Origin of the sequence: Pseudomonas sp. PS01270 (genome assembly GCF_029959775.1) — a bacterium.
GTDB lineage: Bacteria > Pseudomonadota > Gammaproteobacteria > Pseudomonadales > Pseudomonadaceae > Aquipseudomonas > Aquipseudomonas atacamensis.
In genome coordinates this window covers 14,424-32,209 of the sequence record NZ_JASCPT010000067.1, presented here as the reverse complement: position 1 = coordinate 32,209, position 17,786 = coordinate 14,424, and the positions used below count along the sequence as shown (strand labels likewise).

General features: G+C 56.4%; 13 protein-coding genes. 7 read left to right on the top strand and 6 right to left on the bottom strand.

The genetic code is table 11. The annotated features are described in order from the left end of the window. Positions 1-92 precede the first annotated feature (92 nt). Together QMX86_RS18120 and QMX86_RS18115 are read right to left on the bottom strand one after the other, a co-directional pair. Positions 93-926 (bottom strand): DUF2182 domain-containing protein, encoded by an 834-nt coding sequence (locus QMX86_RS18120; protein WP_008433946.1) that lies wholly within the window; start codon positions 924-926, stop codon positions 93-95. Next, a complete protein-coding gene (locus QMX86_RS18115; RefSeq protein ID WP_238544230.1) occupies positions 923-1,591 on the bottom strand; it encodes a DUF1326 domain-containing protein in 669 nt (222 codons plus the stop codon). The genes QMX86_RS18120 and QMX86_RS18115 overlap by 4 nt, the downstream gene beginning before the upstream one ends. 102 nt (positions 1,592-1,693) lie before the next feature. Between QMX86_RS18115 and QMX86_RS18110 the strand changes: the two genes are divergently transcribed. Together QMX86_RS18110 and QMX86_RS18105 are read left to right on the top strand one after the other, a co-directional pair. Then, positions 1,694-2,674, top strand: coding sequence for a GlxA family transcriptional regulator (locus QMX86_RS18110; RefSeq protein ID WP_008433949.1), 981 nt, complete (start codon positions 1,694-1,696; stop codon positions 2,672-2,674). A 461-nt stretch (positions 2,675-3,135) separates the two neighbouring features. Next, complete coding sequence (locus QMX86_RS18105) at positions 3,136-4,434, top strand: YiiX/YebB-like N1pC/P60 family cysteine hydrolase (RefSeq protein ID WP_008433950.1); 1,299 nt, start codon at positions 3,136-3,138, stop codon at positions 4,432-4,434. A gap of 308 nt (positions 4,435-4,742) precedes the next feature. Here QMX86_RS18105 and QMX86_RS18100 read toward each other — a convergent pair whose 3' ends face one another. Then, positions 4,743-7,151: an ATP-binding protein gene (locus QMX86_RS18100; protein WP_282390403.1), complete on the bottom strand. Its 2,409-nt coding sequence runs from the start codon at positions 7,149-7,151 to the stop codon at positions 4,743-4,745. A gap of 352 nt (positions 7,152-7,503) precedes the next feature. Next, entirely contained in the window at positions 7,504-8,112 is a 609-nt protein-coding gene (locus QMX86_RS18095) for an SCO family protein (protein WP_008433956.1), read from the bottom strand. A gap of 170 nt (positions 8,113-8,282) precedes the next feature. Here QMX86_RS18095 and QMX86_RS18090 point away from each other — a divergent pair, with 170 nt between their 5' ends. Next, positions 8,283-9,314, top strand: a complete 1,032-nt coding sequence (locus QMX86_RS18090) for a helix-turn-helix domain-containing protein (protein WP_032899221.1) — start codon at positions 8,283-8,285, stop codon at positions 9,312-9,314. Positions 9,315-9,587: 273 nt separating this feature from the next. Here QMX86_RS18090 and QMX86_RS18085 read toward each other — a convergent pair whose 3' ends face one another. Next, entirely contained in the window at positions 9,588-10,166 is a 579-nt protein-coding gene (locus QMX86_RS18085) for a helix-turn-helix domain-containing protein (RefSeq protein ID WP_008433961.1), read from the bottom strand. 172 nt (positions 10,167-10,338) lie between these two features. On the opposite strand from QMX86_RS18085, the gene QMX86_RS18080 reads away from it, so the two are divergent. The 4 genes from QMX86_RS18080 to QMX86_RS18065 all read left to right on the top strand — a co-directional run bounded on the left by QMX86_RS18080 (position 10,339) and on the right by QMX86_RS18065 (position 16,622). Beyond that, complete coding sequence (locus QMX86_RS18080; RefSeq protein ID WP_008433963.1) at positions 10,339-10,617, top strand: LysR family transcriptional regulator; 279 nt, start codon at positions 10,339-10,341, stop codon at positions 10,615-10,617. A 139-nt stretch (positions 10,618-10,756) separates the two neighbouring features. Then, positions 10,757-12,001 (top strand): multidrug efflux RND transporter periplasmic adaptor subunit MexE, encoded by a 1,245-nt coding sequence (gene mexE / locus QMX86_RS18075; RefSeq protein WP_008433966.1) that lies wholly within the window; start codon positions 10,757-10,759, stop codon positions 11,999-12,001. Between the two features lie 11 nt (positions 12,002-12,012). Then, entirely contained in the window at positions 12,013-15,204 is a 3,192-nt protein-coding gene (locus QMX86_RS18070) for an efflux RND transporter permease subunit (RefSeq protein WP_008433968.1), read from the top strand. Next, positions 15,204-16,622, top strand: a complete 1,419-nt coding sequence (locus tag QMX86_RS18065) for a TolC family protein (RefSeq protein ID WP_008433970.1) — start codon at positions 15,204-15,206, stop codon at positions 16,620-16,622. The genes QMX86_RS18070 and QMX86_RS18065 overlap by 1 nt, the downstream gene beginning before the upstream one ends. A gap of 509 nt (positions 16,623-17,131) precedes the next feature. Here the strand turns inward: QMX86_RS18065 and QMX86_RS18060 are convergent. Beyond that, positions 17,132-17,581, bottom strand: a complete 450-nt coding sequence (locus QMX86_RS18060; RefSeq protein ID WP_032899223.1) for an antitoxin Xre/MbcA/ParS toxin-binding domain-containing protein — start codon at positions 17,579-17,581, stop codon at positions 17,132-17,134. Between the last annotated feature and the right edge of the window lie 205 nt (positions 17,582-17,786).

Genomic DNA, 17,786 nt, shown 5'->3' with positions numbered 1-17,786 from the left:
TGGGGGTGGGGGCGGGTTTAGAAAATACGGGGGGGGGGGCAAAAAAAGCCGCCCCCCCCCCCCCACTACGAAAAACGAATTCACTCCGTAAGTCAGTGCACATGCGGCTTGCAAATGGTGCCTGTCATAGGGTTTTTCAGAAACGGTACTGTGTCGGGTGACAACGCCATCCAGATCCCCATGGCTCCGAGGAACACGGCGATTGGAATCGCGAGCTTATGCCCACCGGGCAGTACCTTTTCAGCGAACATCAACAGGGTCAGCAATGCCATCCAGCTAGGACTCATGACGCCGACAGCGAACATCACCGCCATCATCGCCCAACAGCAGCCCACACAGACCATGCCGTGTCGCGCGCCCATCAGAACAGCCCCGAAATCGCCCCCTCGCCAATATTGAGCGAAAAAAGACAGCGGCGAACGGCATCCCGTAAGGCAAACATTTTTCAAAGCCGAGACCTGGAAGATTCCCGCGATAATCAAAACAGCGCCAGCCCAATAGGGACCAGCGCTATACCACGCAAGAAACTCGAGGTTGAGGGCACGAATCGCATAGTCCAGCAGATAGGCCGCCAGTCCGTAGCCGATCCAGGCGACGCCATAGCCCGCGATGAAGCACGCCATGCGCCGCGTTCGGGCGAGTGATTTTCCTCCACGGGACTTCAGCATGGCGGCAAACGCCGCAATGTAGTTGAGCTCCGATGGCAGCATCATTGCTGTCAACATGACAACCCAGCCAATAAGGTAGGTGGGTAAGCCGTGTAACGGGGTTCCTGGCCCCTCATCCATGTCACCCATGACCACCAGCATTTCGAACCAGGCGGCGAGGCTAAGCGCAACGATAACGATCGTCCAGCCCAGGCCCGCTTGACCCCGCCCGAGCGCAGAAGCTGCGGATCGTGAAGCGGAGAGGACCGATTTCATCATGGTGCGTCCGGTCCGTGCCAGTCGAACGGGATGTGCTTACTCGCTTGGCCGGCCGGGATGTTTTGATCGAACCCAAATGCCTTCCAACGGCCCGCAACGCTCTTGCCCCATGTCACAGCTGCGTCGGTGGGACCGACTTCACTGCCGGGTGGGTTGAAGCTCTGCAGCAGCTTGGTCGGATCGGAGGTCGGCCCCTTCATGGCCTGCCCACTCGCCTCGACCTTGTCATCGACGGTCACCCGCCAGTGTTCGAGCGTGCTCTCGATGTCGACCGAAATCTTTGCAAACTCCACGCCCCGGAGTTCACGCACGTGCGTTGGTACGAATTGTGTCATCCAGCCGCCGGCCTGGCCGGTGAAAATTGCTGCCAAGGCCGCTCGCTGTGCATCGTCGGCGGCAGCGTCGAGGAACACGCCCGCATCCAACCATGCGCCGTCCCAAAGGTTACCGGTGAAGTTGGCGAGCAGGACCACCTTCAGACCTGCCATCGGTGTCGGGCCGTAGTGACCCTCATTGATTCGGTACGCCCACAGCACTTCGCAATGATTGCCTGTGGGAGGTTGAGCGAACGTGCATGGGCACGGTGAGTTGCACGAACAGACATCCAGCCATTCACCTGCAATTCGCCACTCTGGAGTTGCGACTGTTGCTACTTCGTTTGTCATCTCCTACCCCTTTCGTTTGGTGGTGAAACTTTTGACATGATGATTCGCAGGCATGATAGTGTCTCGTGGCGATATCGACATAAACAGGGTAAATACCGACACATGGCCAGACCGCTCACAATTGAAATCGGCATCGTCCTTTTCCCTGGCGTACAGCTTGCGGCCGTGCATGGTTTGATCGATCTATTCGGGGTAGCGGACCGTTTTGCGGCGCAGCATTACAAGGAGACGGGCGTTTTCCTGCAGGTCAGCCAATGGCAGGTTGACGGACCCGGTGGTACACCTGTCAGAGTCGATGAGAAGGCAGGGGAGGCCAGTGGAAACCCAACGGTGCTACTGATGCCACCTCGCTTGGGTACGCAGGTCTCGTCAGAGGAAGCCGCGCCGTTTGTTGACTGGCTGCTCGGCCATCATCGGGCGGGAACGACGTTGTGTTCTGTCTGCGGAGGAGCGTTCCTGTTGGCAGAAACCGGTCTGCTGGCGGGGCGGTCGGTCACCACGCACTGGGACCATGCCGACTTGTTTCGGCAAAGGTTCCCCGATGCGAATCTTGATATCGACCGTCTTGTAATCGATGACGGAGATATCATCAGTGCAGGAGGGCTGATGGCGTGGATTGATCTTGGTTTGAAGTTGGTCGACCGTTTTCTAGGGCCGGTCATCATGGCGGAAACCGCACATTATTTGCTGGTAGATCCGCCCGGCCGAGAGCAGCGCTACTACAGTGCTTTTTCTCCAAACCTGACTCATGGCGACGCCCCGGTTCTGAAAGTCCAACATTGGCTACAGGCGACGGGTGCGAAAGATACGGCCCTTGCGTCGCTGGTTCTGCGCTCCGGCCTGGAAGAAAGAACGTTTTTGCGGCGTTTTCGCAAGGCCACGGGCTTCACCGCCATCGATTATTGCCAGAGGCTGCGAGTTGGGCGCGCGCGTGAGATGTTGCAATTCAGTACGTTGCCGATCGAGGCAATTGCGTGGGAGGTTGGCTACAGCGACCCCGGCGCTTTTCGCAAGATATTTATCAGAGTTACTGGATTGACCCCTGGCGAGTATCGCCAACGGTTTAGCGTCAATCGGATCTAGGATTGATCAATGGGTAATTGCGCAGAATTGCCCACTGTTTTGCATTCGATCTGACCAGTCATTTGCGTCGGATTCGACCCTGCACTTTTCGCGGGAGTGACCGCCAATGAACGGCCGAAAGCAGGCACTTGCCTATCAGCTTTACAATCGACAGCACGTTGTAAATATGCGTCGCGAAGAGAGATCTACAGATTCCTGAACTAGCGAAAAGTCGTATTTAGGGTTGGCACGAAAAGTAGCCGAACGGGGGATTAGGCAAATAAAAGAGAAGCTAGGACCGGAGTTCACTGATTCCTCGTGAGCATTCTGAGCCTGTTTTCAACATGCATGTCCCTACACAGGAACTTTCCGAATAAAAGTGCGGCGGGGGGGGGGCGTGACGTCTTACCGACAGCCACCAAGACGCGCCTCTGATAGCCCATCCGTCATGCTCAACCTTATCAACCCGCGGTGACCTCGATATGCATCAAGTCGATAACAATCAGGATGAACAATTCAACCACATGGCAGTGCGGGCGGGAGACATCATCTTTGTTCTTCCTCGTACGTCAGGAGTCGATGCGATACTCCAATGGGGCAACATCCAAGGTCAACGCATCCTGGCAAGCCTTCGCACTACCGACAAGATCAGCCTGAAACCGATCCTCCCCAAGTTCTCGCATGTGATGCTTGGCGCTGGGGATGGCATCATCATTCACGCCGACGGCACAGAGGTCACACTCCAGGTCGTCTCCGACGCACTGAAGTTCAAGGACAGTACCTACGAGATCTATCGAAATTCCGGTGTTTCTGAGGAAACTGCAAAGAGAATCGCTGAAGCGGGCATCCACTACCTTAAGCAACAGTATGACTTCACCACATACTTCGGCGCGGGCGGTGCTGGCGATGTCACTCAGTTCTGTTCGAGATTGGTTGCCCAGGCTTACCGCATTGTCGGTTTACCCTTGAGCGAGCTTCCAGACCATAAAGTACTGCCCCTTGATCTTCACAGGCGGTGCCAGCGCCCGGACTGGCAAAACATCACAGCAGACTCATTGTTCCCCCAATTGCCCCCGGATACTGACTTGGAAAGCATGAGCATCTCCATAATGGATGAGACGCTCCCGCTGTCGAAATTTCTAAATGAGACCGATAGCCTGGTGCTGACTAACCTCCAACTGCAGGTAAGGGTTCAAGAGGCGCTACACGAAAGCACTCGCCAAATCATGCAAGCGCAGGCTTGCCTCACACAATTCAGCGCGGCCGTATTCAATGAGGTCCGATTGCTACGCGAAGAACCCGGACGCATGGATGAGCAGCATGCCCACCGTATCAAACTTGTTCTTTCCCAGCTCGATAACCTTTTAAATCTCGCTGCACTTCCAGATCTGGAGCTGCTGATCAAGGACAGCATGATCAATAGCGGCGCCGGGGCCGACAAACGTGGAATGTACGCAGGTCTCCCCACGAGCACAGAAACTAGAGACAGGGAAAAAGCGCGAGAAACGATCAGATACCTATCCTACCTACTCATGACCGAAATCGGTCTGCTCAGCATTCTTGCCCAGCACGGCCAGGACGATTCACTTGCCCGGTTCAGCAAGGTCAACCCGGTCTATGTGAGCGCGTTCGCCAACGCTCTACCAGACACGTTAAACGCCATACTCTACAAACCGGATCATGCATTCCCATGGGTCGCCAACCCAGATTACCAAGCGGCTTATCGAGCGACATACTCAAATGTCATCAGCGCAATCAGATGCATCTACCCTGGCGTGTGACCTTACAGCCGGTGTTGTACCGGACTTCGGTGTAACGACTTGCTGAGGCTCGCGATACGCTTGTTCGCCGATATTACGTCAATCACGCGGCGCAGCGGGTGTGCGACGGCCCGCTGCAACTCGCCAACTTAGCCCGGGCGCTGTTGTTCGATCATCCGTTGGAAACCCAATTGCAGGCGGCGGTGCGCCTGCAAAGGCTTGTCAGGAATGCGGAGCGGGAAGCCGAGTGGTAGGGAGTTTGGTAAGCTCAAACGGATGAAGAACCTTACACTCACGCCACACCCAGCACGACCGTGCCTCGTCAGCAATCACAACTCCCAATGAGGAGTTGGGCCGGGAAGTTCAGGGTAGTGCTCGCCTGTACAACTGTTAAACAAAGCCTTCAACGGCTTGAGATTAAGATCGATATCTGGGTCAAGATAACTACCGCTGCCATCATCAACGGTCAATCTGTAGTACATCAGATCCAGTGCAGAGCGGGCCGCAGGCCCGAGATCCACCTGGAATTGACAGATGTATGCGACGAATGCTTGAACATCTTGGCCGTAGTGGACCGGCGTATTTGGCATCACCTCACTCACAAATAGTGGAAGGAACTTGGCGGCATCGCCAGAGGTGACAAGGTCGTGAATGAAGTTCGGCGAGAGATCCGGTGGGTACCATTTCGAACTTGATTCTCGGGCTCTCCACGAGCCGGCGAATTGCACCATTTTGCTGTTAGACAACTTCCACCAACCAGCCATGAACACAGCATCCCGGAACGCCTCACCAACACTCGCCAGGCACTTCCTCTCCAAGAAGCCATCAATCGACGCAATCGTCTCTTGAAAACCGACGACCGATCCAACGTTCCACTTATCCCACGTCTCCAGAACGCGCAAGGCATGACCCAAGCTATTCATTTCGTCCGCCCCCGACATCCAAGCCACGTAATGAAGGACAACTTTTTCAATTGCCAGCAGTGCGTCATGCCTCGAAGAGTCGAGCAGATCACGCATGCCTCCCAGGCTAAGGGAGTGAATGATCAACTGTCCGTCCCGATCCTCCACAATTTTGTTTTTCTTGAGGAACGCGACGAATTGTCGTGGAGGCCGTCCTTTCGAAAGCGCCTTCACCGACTCAAGTAATTGTATGAATTCGGACTCATCCAAATGCTCAAACGACTCAAACAAAACCCAACTGGCAGCCACATAGGCCGTGTGGCCCGCCATCCACTCTGACAGGATTTCCTTAGCGTATCGGCCTGATACCACGCTGCCGGCACGTTTTATTAAGTCCATGACATCACTGTCCGCAGAGTGCATCGCCGTCCATGGTTGATCCTCAAAAAGCAGATCCCTCAATGCCTCCGCCCATGCTTCCAAGGTGTCATGGGCGGTCTCGGAAAGCAGCGTTCCGAAGAGGTCGAGTTCAGCGGGGCTTCTTAACTCCGAAAGGATTTGCAACCGAAACCCTTGCGCAACGTGTAAGGCTGAGGGCTGCTTCGAGAGGCGGTACGTAACGATGTCCCACAACGTTCGCTCCGTATAACTTTCCAGAGAAAGTGGTACTACGAACCGCTCAAGTTGCTGCTGCGTCATCAAATCGACGTCGTCATACACATCATTACGAGATGTGATGATGAACCTTTTATCTGCGCTCGCTGTACTGATGATCCGTGACAAATCATGCGTCATGTCACTGCGCCCCCTGTTGTCGCTGACCCCCCAAGGATCGGAGATGACAAACAGAGCGGGGCCAGGCTCCTGCATTCGACGCTCGATTTCGCCGGGCGAGGTTCGCTCATAATGAATTATGAACGGCACGTCGTAGCGACGATGGAGTCGGACTAGATACGAAGCCAGTGAAGATTTACCCATGCCTGGAGGCCCGACCAGCACCAGTACGTTTCGCTCCGAGAGGAGCGCCTCGAGGTGTGCCACTTCGTCTGGCGGAAAGTAACCAAGTATGGGGTCGTTATCGAGTACTCCTCCGCAGGTTTTAAGCGTTGATTCCAGCTCCGCCAAAGCGAATCCACCGGCAAGATCGCCCAGCAACCGCTTTCTAATTTGCGATTTGAGTGACACCAAGCACTTATCGAGCAAAACATGCGGCACTTTACCAACACGCGACATAAGATCCTTAGTCCGGAAAGCGATAAGCTCTCGGGTGACTGCAGGCAAGATCGCCAGGCGACCCAGCAGCGCGGGGGCGCATGACTTCAGCTTATTGTCCAGGAGACCAATGGGGTTCCTGTTAGCACTACTGTCAAGCAGCGACGGAGTAACGAGATGGAATATGGCGGAGTCCACGCCCGCATCCGTCACGAGCACATAAGTCGTGTCGAGACGCTGGATCAACATTTCCAAGGCACGTATACGGGGTGCTGGACCACTTCCCTTGCGTTCACGGGGTCGACCATTACCCACTACGTCACTCAACGCATCCTTGGTCCATGGCGCTGTACTACGAGTTTTGAACTGCAGCACCAAGCGCCTAGTAGAACTCACAGATAAAGTCACTGACGAACTGGACTCGTCAGCATTGATGGCAAGCTCCAGATCCTCGGCACTCTGAGGTTCAACATCTATGGCGTCGCAGCGCTTTGCCTCGAGCATCAAGTGAAGCGCGACCCAAACGGTTGCTTCGATCTGATACTCAAATCCCCGGTATCCGGGTAGTCCGTTAGTAGATTTGTTCGGCAAAGCTGAAACGCTCCGGGTCAATGTTACGCGCATACCCTCAGTGATTGTGCGAAACCGAGCGGCGATCAGGCAAGGCCTAACGGGCGTTTAAGCGGAGTTTACGGGTTGTAAATGGGTATTCCGAGCCTGTTTTTAACGCAGCATGATTGTCACGCAGGCACTTTTCGTCCAAAACCTAGCGACCAAGCCAAAATCACCTGCGTCAGTCTGGTCTTTTTCATTCAGGGTTCAGGGTTCAGGCAGGTGAACGCCCTGAAGGAAAAACTACCTGTGAGCCATGCGCTTCGAGGCCCGGACGCTCTAAAGCGTGGCGGCTTTAATCGTCATGCCTTCCAGTTTCGACGGTTGCGCTTCCAAACGTTTATCTATCGATGGGAGCGCCGGATCATTCGCAGATCTCCATGAGGTTCAGCAAGTCTTCCGCGCACTCTTGTGCAGAAAGCGATTGAGAAAGACCGAGCCGCAGCGTTCCCCTGTAGTCATAAACAAAGCTGGTGGTTGAGTGAGACAGTGTGTACGTCGATCCGCTGGAAATTTTCTCGTAGACGACATTGAACTCTTTCGCGGTGGCGGCCGTTTCCTTCGGCGTGCCGTAAAGGGCGACAAATGACGGATCAAAGGATTTGACGTAGGCATCCAATATCGCCGGCGTATCCCGTTCGGGGTCTAAGGTGACAAATACAAGCTGGAAACGCTCACCGTCTTTGCCCATCATCTTTTTGATTTCTGCCGCGCGAGCCAAGGCAGTGGGGACGATCGAAGGGGATTTGGTAAAGCCAAATATCACCATTGGCATCATGCCGCGAAAGCTTGAGAGCGACGTCTCATAGCCGTCGGTATCCGTTAACTTGAATGTGCGCCCAAGTATCTGATCACTCAGATCCTTGCCGTACTTGTACAGCGGCCTACCTCCAGAATCGCAGCCGGCCAGTAGGCTGAGACTCAATACTCCTAAGCCTGCAATAACCTGGCGGCGACTTACCAAAACACTCATTCGTCTAGGCTCGTTCGGTCACTGGTACGGTGTCGAAAAATGCCGGTCACTCGAATTTTGCTCCTAGAAAATGAAGTCGCCAGATGTTTACGTGTCTTTCAGTTTGGCAATATTAACTATTTACAACGATTTGTGCCAATATGCGCCCATGACAAAGGCGGGAGCGGGCCGTGAAGAAAAAGACCAATGCAACTCATCCAACTGTAGGTCGGACGCAAAAACGAGTGGTGATTTTGGCTATGCCGCCCATAGATGCGCTCGACGTGGTTGGACCCGCAGATGTGTTCGCCTTTGCGAATAGTCTGTACGACCGGGAGGATGCCCCCTACGTACTTGAGTTGGTTTGTTCGGATGCTAATGAACATCTGGAGAACAGCACTGGCTTCAAACTCACTGCGCACAGGACGCTTGCGCAAGAGCGCCTCGAAAACAAAGCAATCGACACGTTGATCGTGGCTGCGGGCTGGGAAGTAATGGGTCAGCTTGATGAGGCGGCTATCACTTGGATTGGCTCGCAGTCCGAGACGACGGTGAGGCGCCTGTGTTCGATAAGTGTAGGTGCGTTCGCACTTGCCGAGGCAGGAGTCCTAGAGGGGCGTAAGGCCACGACGCATTGGCAGATGACGCGCGCGCTGGCTGAGCGCTATCCAAATGTGCAGGTTGATCCAGATCTGATCTGGGTCAAAGACGGTAATGTGTACACGTCGGCTGGCACATCCGCCGGGATCGATCTTGCGCTGGCATTGGTCAGCGAGGATTTAGGCGATGACGTCGCTTTGGACATTGCGAAAAACCTGCTCCTGTTCTTGCGGCGTCCTGGTGGACAGGCGCAGTTCAGTGTCACCAGTCGGTCGCAGGATGTACCCGGTACGAATCTGGGTGAGCTATGCCAGTGGATCAGGGAAAATTTAAATTCGGAACTGTCAGTCGAAGCACTGGCCGGCAGGCTCTCCACAAGCATCAGGACGTTATTACGCATGTTCCAGCAAGAGCTGCAAACTTCGCCGGCAAAGTACGTCGAGGACGTTAGGGTGGAAGCAGCCTGTAGAGAACTTGAGCTTGGAGGGCAGTCGATATCAGAAGTCGCGCGTCGCTGTGGTTACCACAGCGTGGATGTCCTAAGAAATGCATTTGTGCGACGTCTTGGGGTTAGCCCTACTGAATACGCACAACGCTTCTCCCGAAATGGCGAGTTGACCTAAGCGTTGTAAATAGTCAGAGCTTTAGGGGCTTGTATCTCTACCAGTTTCCCATTGTCGTTTATGCCAATGGACTCAGCGTCGTCATTGGATTGTTCGGCAGTGCAGTCCAGCAGGTGATACTGCAATCCAGCCCACCCAAGTAGTTGCCGAGCCATCTAACTTAATCTGCCGCTAGTCGATCAGACGCCCTCGTTTCAGAGGTGTTTCGCGAGAATCTTCGATCAGGGCTGAGGATGGTTTTAGTTTGTCCCCGTATGAAAAATTTGAATGGCGCTACGCAGCCCGTTCTTTTGGTGCGGGAGCAGTAGGCCAAGCACTGATCACCGACTGCAGAAACTGCTCGGATAACTCAGGCTTGTTCAACGCCCTGGCAATCAGCATGGCCCCTGCGATCGATGACAGGATGCGCAGCGATTCCAGATACTTCTCGTCATGGCTTTCCCCATCGACCAACGCCATCAACGTTTCGATCAAGCGTTCGACGCCTTTGGTGAAGGAAACACTGACGGTCCCACCCGTGCGGGCCACGTCGGCGCCCAGCGCGGGGATAGGGCAGCCCTCGGTCCAGTTATCAAGATGCGCTTGCGTCAAGTAACCCTTGATCAGTTCGGGAATGGATTTGGCGTTTTGCCAGTCCTGGATATTGGACTCGAACGTCCGACTGACGGCCTCTGAGGCTAGTTGTTCCTTGCCGCCCGGAAACTGTCCGTAGAAGCCGCCATGGGTCAGGCCCACGGAGCGCGACAGTTCACCAATGCCGATGCCATCGATGCCCTTTTCCCGATACAGCCGGGACGCAGCCGTGAGGATCGCTTCTTTGTTCGCGGCGGCCTGGTCTTTTGTGACTTTCATGAGACTGCTCCTGTAGCCCAGTCGATTGCACTTGGGAAAAGCGTCGCTGAGAGGCTGGTATTTATTATGGTCGTCATATAAGGTCGTTGCAATGGCTTTGCCCGAATCGACGCAAGTCTGTCGGATCCCGAGCCTGTGACTCAAGTTGAAAATCTCTACGTGGACCGGACTCATGAATCGTAATGATCTGCGCGGTATCGATCTGAACCTGTTGGTGGTGTTCGAGGCGCTCATCCAGGAACGTAATCTCACCCGCGCCGCGAAGCAATTATCGCTGGGCCAGCCTGCGGTCAGCGCGGCGCTGGTGCGTTTGCGCAAGCTGTTCAACGACCCTTTGTTCGAGCGCATCGGTCGCCGGATGGTGCCCACTAAGCGAGCGTTGAATGCTGCGCAGGCGTTGGGGCCGGCGCTGGATTCCGTTTGTACCGTGCTCACCAATACCAAGGTTTAAGCGGGATCGATCCTTTTTTACCCTTAAACATGATGGTCATCATTATTGGTGATAGCCAACTTCACTCCGTTCAATTCGTCGCGACCTCGCGCGACGCCGAGAATCCGGAAATTCCCAAACCGTCTGGCGGACACTACCTATGGAACAGTCACTCAAACCTTTGCGTTATCCCCTTGCTGCACTGGCGCTGGTAGTGCTTACCGCGTGTGAACGCACACCCAATGCCGCCCAGGCGCCGGGTGCGCCGCACGTCACCGTGGCCAAGGTGCTGGAGCAACCCATTACCGAATGGGACGAAGTCACCGCCCGCCTGGAAGCGCCGGAAACCGTCGAGGTTCGTCCTCGGGTAACCGGGCAGATTGATCGCGTAGCCTTTAACGACGGCGCGCTGGTGAAGAAGGGCGATTTGCTGTTCCAGATTGACCCACGCCCGTTCGAACACGAAGTGCATCGCATCGAGGCGCAGCTGCAACAGGCGCGCGCCACCCTGGTCCGCACCGGCAACGAAGCGCAGCGGGGCCAGCGCTTGTTGAGCAGTAACGCGATCTCTGCCGAGCTGGCCGACACCCGCACCACCACCGCGCAGGAAGCCCGGGCCGGGGTCGATGCCATTCAGGCGCAGTTGGACCTGGCGCGCTTGAACCTCAGTTTCACCCGCGTCACTGCACCGATCAGCGGCCGCGTCAGCCGGGCGGAAATCACCGCTGGCAACATCGTGACCGCCGACACCACACCGCTGACCAGCGTGGTCTCCACCGACAAGGTCTATGCCTATTTCGACGCAGACGAACGCATGTTCCTCAAGTACAGCCAACTTTCCCGCCAGGGGCAGCGCGGTCAAGCCACGCCGGTGTACATGGGCTTGTCGAACGAGGAGGGCAACAGTCACCTCGGGCAGATGAACTTTGTCGACAACCAGGTCAACCCGAAAACCGGCACCATCCGTGGTCGCGCGGTGTTCGATAACGCAGACGGCCAGTACACCCCCGGTCTGTATGCACGGTTGAAACTGGTGGGCAGCGCCGCCTATCCCGGCCTGCTGATCAAAGACGAAGCGGTAGGCACCGACCTCGGCAAGAAATTCGTGCTGGTGGTCGATCAGGACAACAAAGCCGTGTATCGCAGCGTCGATCTCGGACCGAAACTGGAAGGCTTGCGCATCGTGCGCAGTGGTCTGCAAAAAGAGGATCGTATCGTCATCAACGGCCTGCAGCGCGTACGTCCCGGTGCGGTGATCAGTCCTGAGGATGCGCCAATGGCCAGCCCTGAAGTCGTGGCGATCCTGACGCAAAAACGCCAGGCAATCGAAGCCTCCAATCCACCGGTTTCTGCTAAATCACCTGCGCTGGTGAAAGCCGAATCAACCGCTGCGCCTCGCGGATAAGGAGCACCGATATGAAGTTTTCCCAGTTCTTTATCACGCGACCGATCTTCGCGGCGGTGCTGTCGCTGCTTATCCTGATTGCCGGCGCGATCTCGCTGTTCCAGTTACCGATCAGCGAATACCCAGAAGTGGTGCCACCCACCGTGGTCGTCCACGCCAACTACCCCGGCGCCAACCCGAAAGTCATTGGTGAAACTGTAGCGGCGCCTCTGGAGCAAGCCATCACCGGCGTCGAGAACATGTTGTACATGTCCTCGCAATCCACGGCGGATGGCCGACTCACCCTCACCGTGACGTTCGCCCTGGGCACTGATCTGGACAACGCCCAAGTCCAGGTGCAGAACCGTGTGACCCGCACCGAACCTAAGCTGCCCGAGGAAGTGACGCGTATCGGCATCACTGTCGACAAGGCGTCTCCGGAGCTGACGTTACTGGTGCATTTGGTATCGCCGGACAAGCGCTACGACATGCTCTACCTGTCGAACTACGCGATCCTCAACGTCAAGGATGAGCTGGCGCGTCTGGACGGTATTGGTGACGTGAAGATGTTCGGTATTGGTGATTACTCGCTGCGTATCTGGCTCGACCCGAACAAGACCGCTTCGCGCAATCTGACCGCGACCGACGTGGTCAACGCAGTGCGTGAGCAGAATCGTCAGGTCGCCGCCGGGCAACTGGGTTCGCCGCCTGCACCGAATGCCACGAGCTTCCAGATGTCGATCAACTCCCAAGGGCGGTTGGTCAGCGAAGAAGAGTTCGAGAACGTCATCATCCGCAGCGGTCCGGACGGCGAAATCACGCGCCTGAAAGACATTGCCCGGGTCGAACTGGGTTCCAACCAGTACGCCTTGCGCGCCTTGCTCAATAACGAGGAAGCGGTGGCGATGCCGATCTTCCAGCGCCCGGGCTCGAATGCAATCGACATCTCCAACCAGGTGCGGGCGAAGATGGCGGAGCTGAAGAAAAGCTTCCCGGAAGGCATGGACTACGAGATCGTTTATGACCCGACGATCTTCGTGCGCAGTTCGATTGAAGCCGTGGTGCACACCTTGTTCGAAGCATTGATCCTGGTTGTGCTGGTGGTCATCCTGTTCCTGCAAACCTGGCGCGCGTCGATCATTCCGTTGGTCGCAGTGCCGGTGTCGCTGATCGGTACGTTTGCCGTGATGCACCTGTTCGGGTTTTCGCTGAATGCGCTGTCGCTGTTCGGCCTGGTCCTGGCGATCGGGATCGTGGTCGATGATGCGATCGTGGTGGTGGAGAACGTCGAGCGGAACATCGAGTCGGGGCTTGAACCGGTCGAGGCGACCAAAAAAGCCATGGGCGAGGTGACCGGTCCGATCATCGCTACGGCGCTGGTGCTGTGTGCGGTGTTTGTGCCCGCAGCGTTTATCTCGGGCCTGACCGGGCAGTTTTACAAGCAGTTCGCACTGACCATTGCCATCTCGACCGTGATCTCGGCGTTCAACTCGCTGACCTTGTCGCCGGCGTTGGCCGCCGTGTTGCTCAAGGCCCACGGCGCGCCGAAGGACCGTTTCTCCAAAGTGCTGGATCGCCTGCTGGGCGGCTGGCTGTTTAAACCGTTCAACCGCTTCTTCGATAAGGCCAGCCATGGCTACGTGATTGCCGTGGCCAAAGTCATTCGTGGCAGTAGCGTGGCGTTGCTGGTTTATGCCGGCCTGATCGCGATGACGTACCTGGGGTTCAGCACCACGCCCACCGGTTTCGTTCCGACTCAGGACAAAAAGTACCTGGTGACCTTCGCCCAGTTGCCGGACGCCGCCAGCCTGGATCGCACCGAAAACGTGATCCGCCGCATGAGCAGCATCGCCATGAACGAGCCGGGCTTCGACAGCGCCGTGGCCTTCCCGGGCCTGTCGATCAATGGCTTCACCAACAGCCCGAATGCCGGCATCGCCTTCATCGGTTTGCGACCGTTTGATGAGCGTAAGGATCCGAGCCTGTCCGCCGGGGCGATTTCTGCATCGCTGAACGCCAAGTTTGGCGGCATCCAGGACGCCTACATTGCGGTGTTCCCGCCACCGCCGGTTCAAGGCCTGGGCACCATCGGCGGGTTCCGCTTGCAGATTGAAGACCGGGGCAACCTTGGTTACGACGAACTGTACAAAGAGACCATGAACATCATCGGCAAGAGCCGCAGCGTTCCGGAACTGGCCAACCTGTTCACCAGTTACACGGTCAACGTACCGCAGGTCGAGGCCGCCATTGACCGGGAAAAAGCCAAGACCCACGGCGTGGCGATCAACGACATCTTCGACACGTTGCAGGTGTATTTGGGCTCCTTGTATGCCAACGACTTCAACCGTTTCGGGCGGACGTATCAGGTCAACGTGCAGGCCGAACAACAGTTCCGCCAGGAGCCGGAACAGATCGGCCAATTGAAAGTGCGCAATGACCACGGCGAGATGATCCCGCTGGCTACCTTCGTCAAGGTCAGTCCGAGTTCGGGACCTGACCGCGTCTCGCACTACAACGGTTTCGTCACCGCCGAAATCAACGGCAGTGCCGCGCCAGGCTACAGCTCCGGCCAAGCCCAGGCGGCGATTGAAAAGCTGCTGAAAGAAGAACTGCCGAATGGCATGACCTACGAATGGACCGACCTGACCTACCAACAGATCCTGTCAGGCAACACGGCGTTGCTGGTGTTCCCGCTCTGCGTGTTGTTGGCGTTCCTGGTCCTGGCGGCGTTGTATGAAAGCTGGAGCCTGCCATTGGCTGTGATCCTGATCGTGCCGATGACTCTACTGTCGGCGATTGCCGGGGTGATCATTTCCAAGGGCGACAACAACATCTTTACCCAGATCGGCCTGATTGTGCTGGTTGGCCTGGCCTGCAAAAACGCGATCCTGATCGTCGAGTTCGCCAAGGACAAACAGGAGCAGGGCATGTCGCCGCTGGACGCGGTGCTGGAGGCTTGCCGCATGCGGTTGCGGCCGATCCTGATGACCTCGTTCGCCTTCATCATGGGTGTGATTCCGCTGGTGACGTCCAGCGGTGCCGGCTCTGAAATGCGCCGGGCGATGGGGGTTGCGGTGTTCTCCGGGATGCTCGGCGTAACTTTCTTCGGCTTGCTGCTGACGCCGGTGTTCTTCGTTTTGATTCGTCGCTCCATTGAGCGCAAAAACGCGCGCAAGGTCGCCAAGGTTCACCCAACAACCGCATTGAATCCGGAGGCACACTGATGAACACCTTGAAGCTTTTTTTACCCAGCCTTTTGGTCGTTGCGCTCGCCGCGTGCACGGTCGGTCCCGACTACAAGACGCCTGACACCGCGCCGGCCACTATCGTGTCGATCCAGGGCGGGCACTACGATCAATCGCGGTTTGAAACGGTGTGGTGGCAGCAGTTCGATGACCCCACGCTCAACCAGTTGGTGAGCAAATCCCTGGAAGGCAACCGTGATCTGCGCGTGGCCTTCGCCCGCTGGAAAGCGGCCCGGGCGATTCGGGATGACGTCAGCAACGACAATTTGCCGGTGGTTACCAGCCGCGTCAGCAGCCAACAAGGAAAGGGCCAAGTGCCCGGCCAGACCGAAAACCGGGTCCATCAGGAACGCTACGACCTGGGGCTGGACATGGCCTGGGAAGTCGACCTGTTTGGCCGGATCCAGCGCCAACTGGAATCCAGCGACGCCCAGGAAGACGCCGCCGCAGCGGACTTGTATCAGCTTCGCGTGACTATGATCGCCGAATTGGTGGATGCCTATGGGCAGCTGCGAGGTGCGCAACTGAGGGAGAAAATCGCCTTGGCGAACCTGAAGAATCAGCAGGATTCGCGCAATGTGACGGTCAGCCTGCGTGATGCCGGCGTGGGCAATGAGCTTGACGTGGTGCGTGCCGACGCCCGTCTGGCGGCGGTAGAAGCCACGGTCCCGCAACTGCAAGCGGAGCAGGTGCGGCAGAAAAACCGCATCGCCACGCTGTTGGGCGAACGCCCGAATGCATTGAGTGTTTCGTTGAGTCCCGCCGAGTTGCCGGCCATCGCCAAAGCGCTGCCGATCGGTGATCCCGCTGAGCTGCTGCGCCGGCGTCCTGATGTGCTCGCCGCCGAGCGCAGGTTGGCGTCGGCCACTGCGGAGATTGGGGTGGCCACCGCCGACTTGTTCCCGCGGGTGAGCCTGAGCGGCTTCCTCGGCTTCACCGCCGGCCGTGGTTCACAGATTGGCTCCAGCGCCGCCCGGGTTTGGAGCTTGGGTCCGAGCATTACCTGGGCGGCATTTGACCTGGGCAGCGTGCGGGCCCGCATCCGTGGTGCCGACGCCAATGCCGAAGGCGCCCTGGCCACCTATGAGCAGCAAGTGCTGCTGGCGCTGGAAGAATCTGAAAACGCTTTCAGCGACTATGGCAAACGCCAACAGCGTTTGTTGTCGTTGATCAAGCAGAGTGAGTCGAGCCGTGCCGCCGCCGACCTTGCCGCGATTCAGTACAAGGAAGGGACGGTGGATTATCTGGTGTTGCTGGATGCGCAGCGCGAGCGACTCAACGCCGAAGATGCCCAAGCTTTGGGTGAAACCGATCAGTACCGCGGCATCGTCGCGATCTATAAAGCGTTGGGAGGAGGGTGGAATAGTGGCGGTGGAGACGTTGCGGCGATTTACTGAATAGATCCTAAAAAAGCCTTGAGATTTTTAGTATAAATCTTGCGCAATGCAGCGTAGTTAGAGCAATCCGAACGGGCAACGCATCTTGTTGAACCCGTTCACTTGGGGCGACTTTAGTCCAACTAAAGTCGACACCATTTTGTAGCCTTTTTAAGCGGACGCTATGCTACGAGAACGCCGCTCTCATACCAAAACTTTCTAGCACCTGGTCGTTGTCGAGTGTGCGCAGTCGCCGATACTGTGGCGGCGACTGTCCACTTCTGGCCCCGTCCTGCCGGTCGTCTCTTGTGTGTGCATGGTCAACCGGAGGCAGACGGTGGTCGCCACGAATGCAAATGCCTGTCAGCGGCAATGCAATTTGGTGGTCATATGTTATCCATTTAAGCATTACAGTCGAAAAGAGTTCCCTGCTGTTCCGTCGTCGACTTTCTCATTCAACGCCCCATTCGAGTTTGAAGCAGTCAAAGGTAAAATCGGGTTGGCTGGAAAATTAGGAATCTTCAGTCAAATCAAAGCGCCAATCCTTCTACCCCCTGAATCAGCATTTCCTCTACCAGGCGAGTTCCCGGCATGGTTGACAGCAGACTGACTGGGCTGTTGCCTGATAATCGACCTTTGGGCTTGGTTAGCCAGCGTTTCGACTTTTCCCTATCTCCAAAAAATGCCTCAGACATGGCCAAGATATGGACAACACGAAACAGGCGATCACTCTCGGCCACGGTTAAGCGTTGCGCGCGGGTCAATCTCATTTTCAGCGCTCTGGGTGACATGATCTGGTCCCGTGCCTGCTTAGCTAATGCGCCAACATCATAAAGCGCCTTAACAGTCGCGGCGGCAAAACCCGCTTCGATCAATTCGTGGATAGTCTGAGGCGACGCATCCACGGGAATATGCAGCATGGCTTCCAGATGCTGCCTGTAAGCTACATAAATATGCCCGCGCATGATTTCAACAACCATGGACACCTCCATCATGACCGGCCTTTGTCCTACAGTATCCGGCAAGTGGTCTTCAGCAACGACCTTACCTATGATCTTACCCGCTCGGTAAGCCGGTCACCCTGAATTAGTCGACAAGTATTGCCTAGCGTGACCGTCCTGAACGCCGTTAAAGCAATGCACATTGGTCCGTGCTTTGAATGACGTAGAGGGTTCAATCCCATAT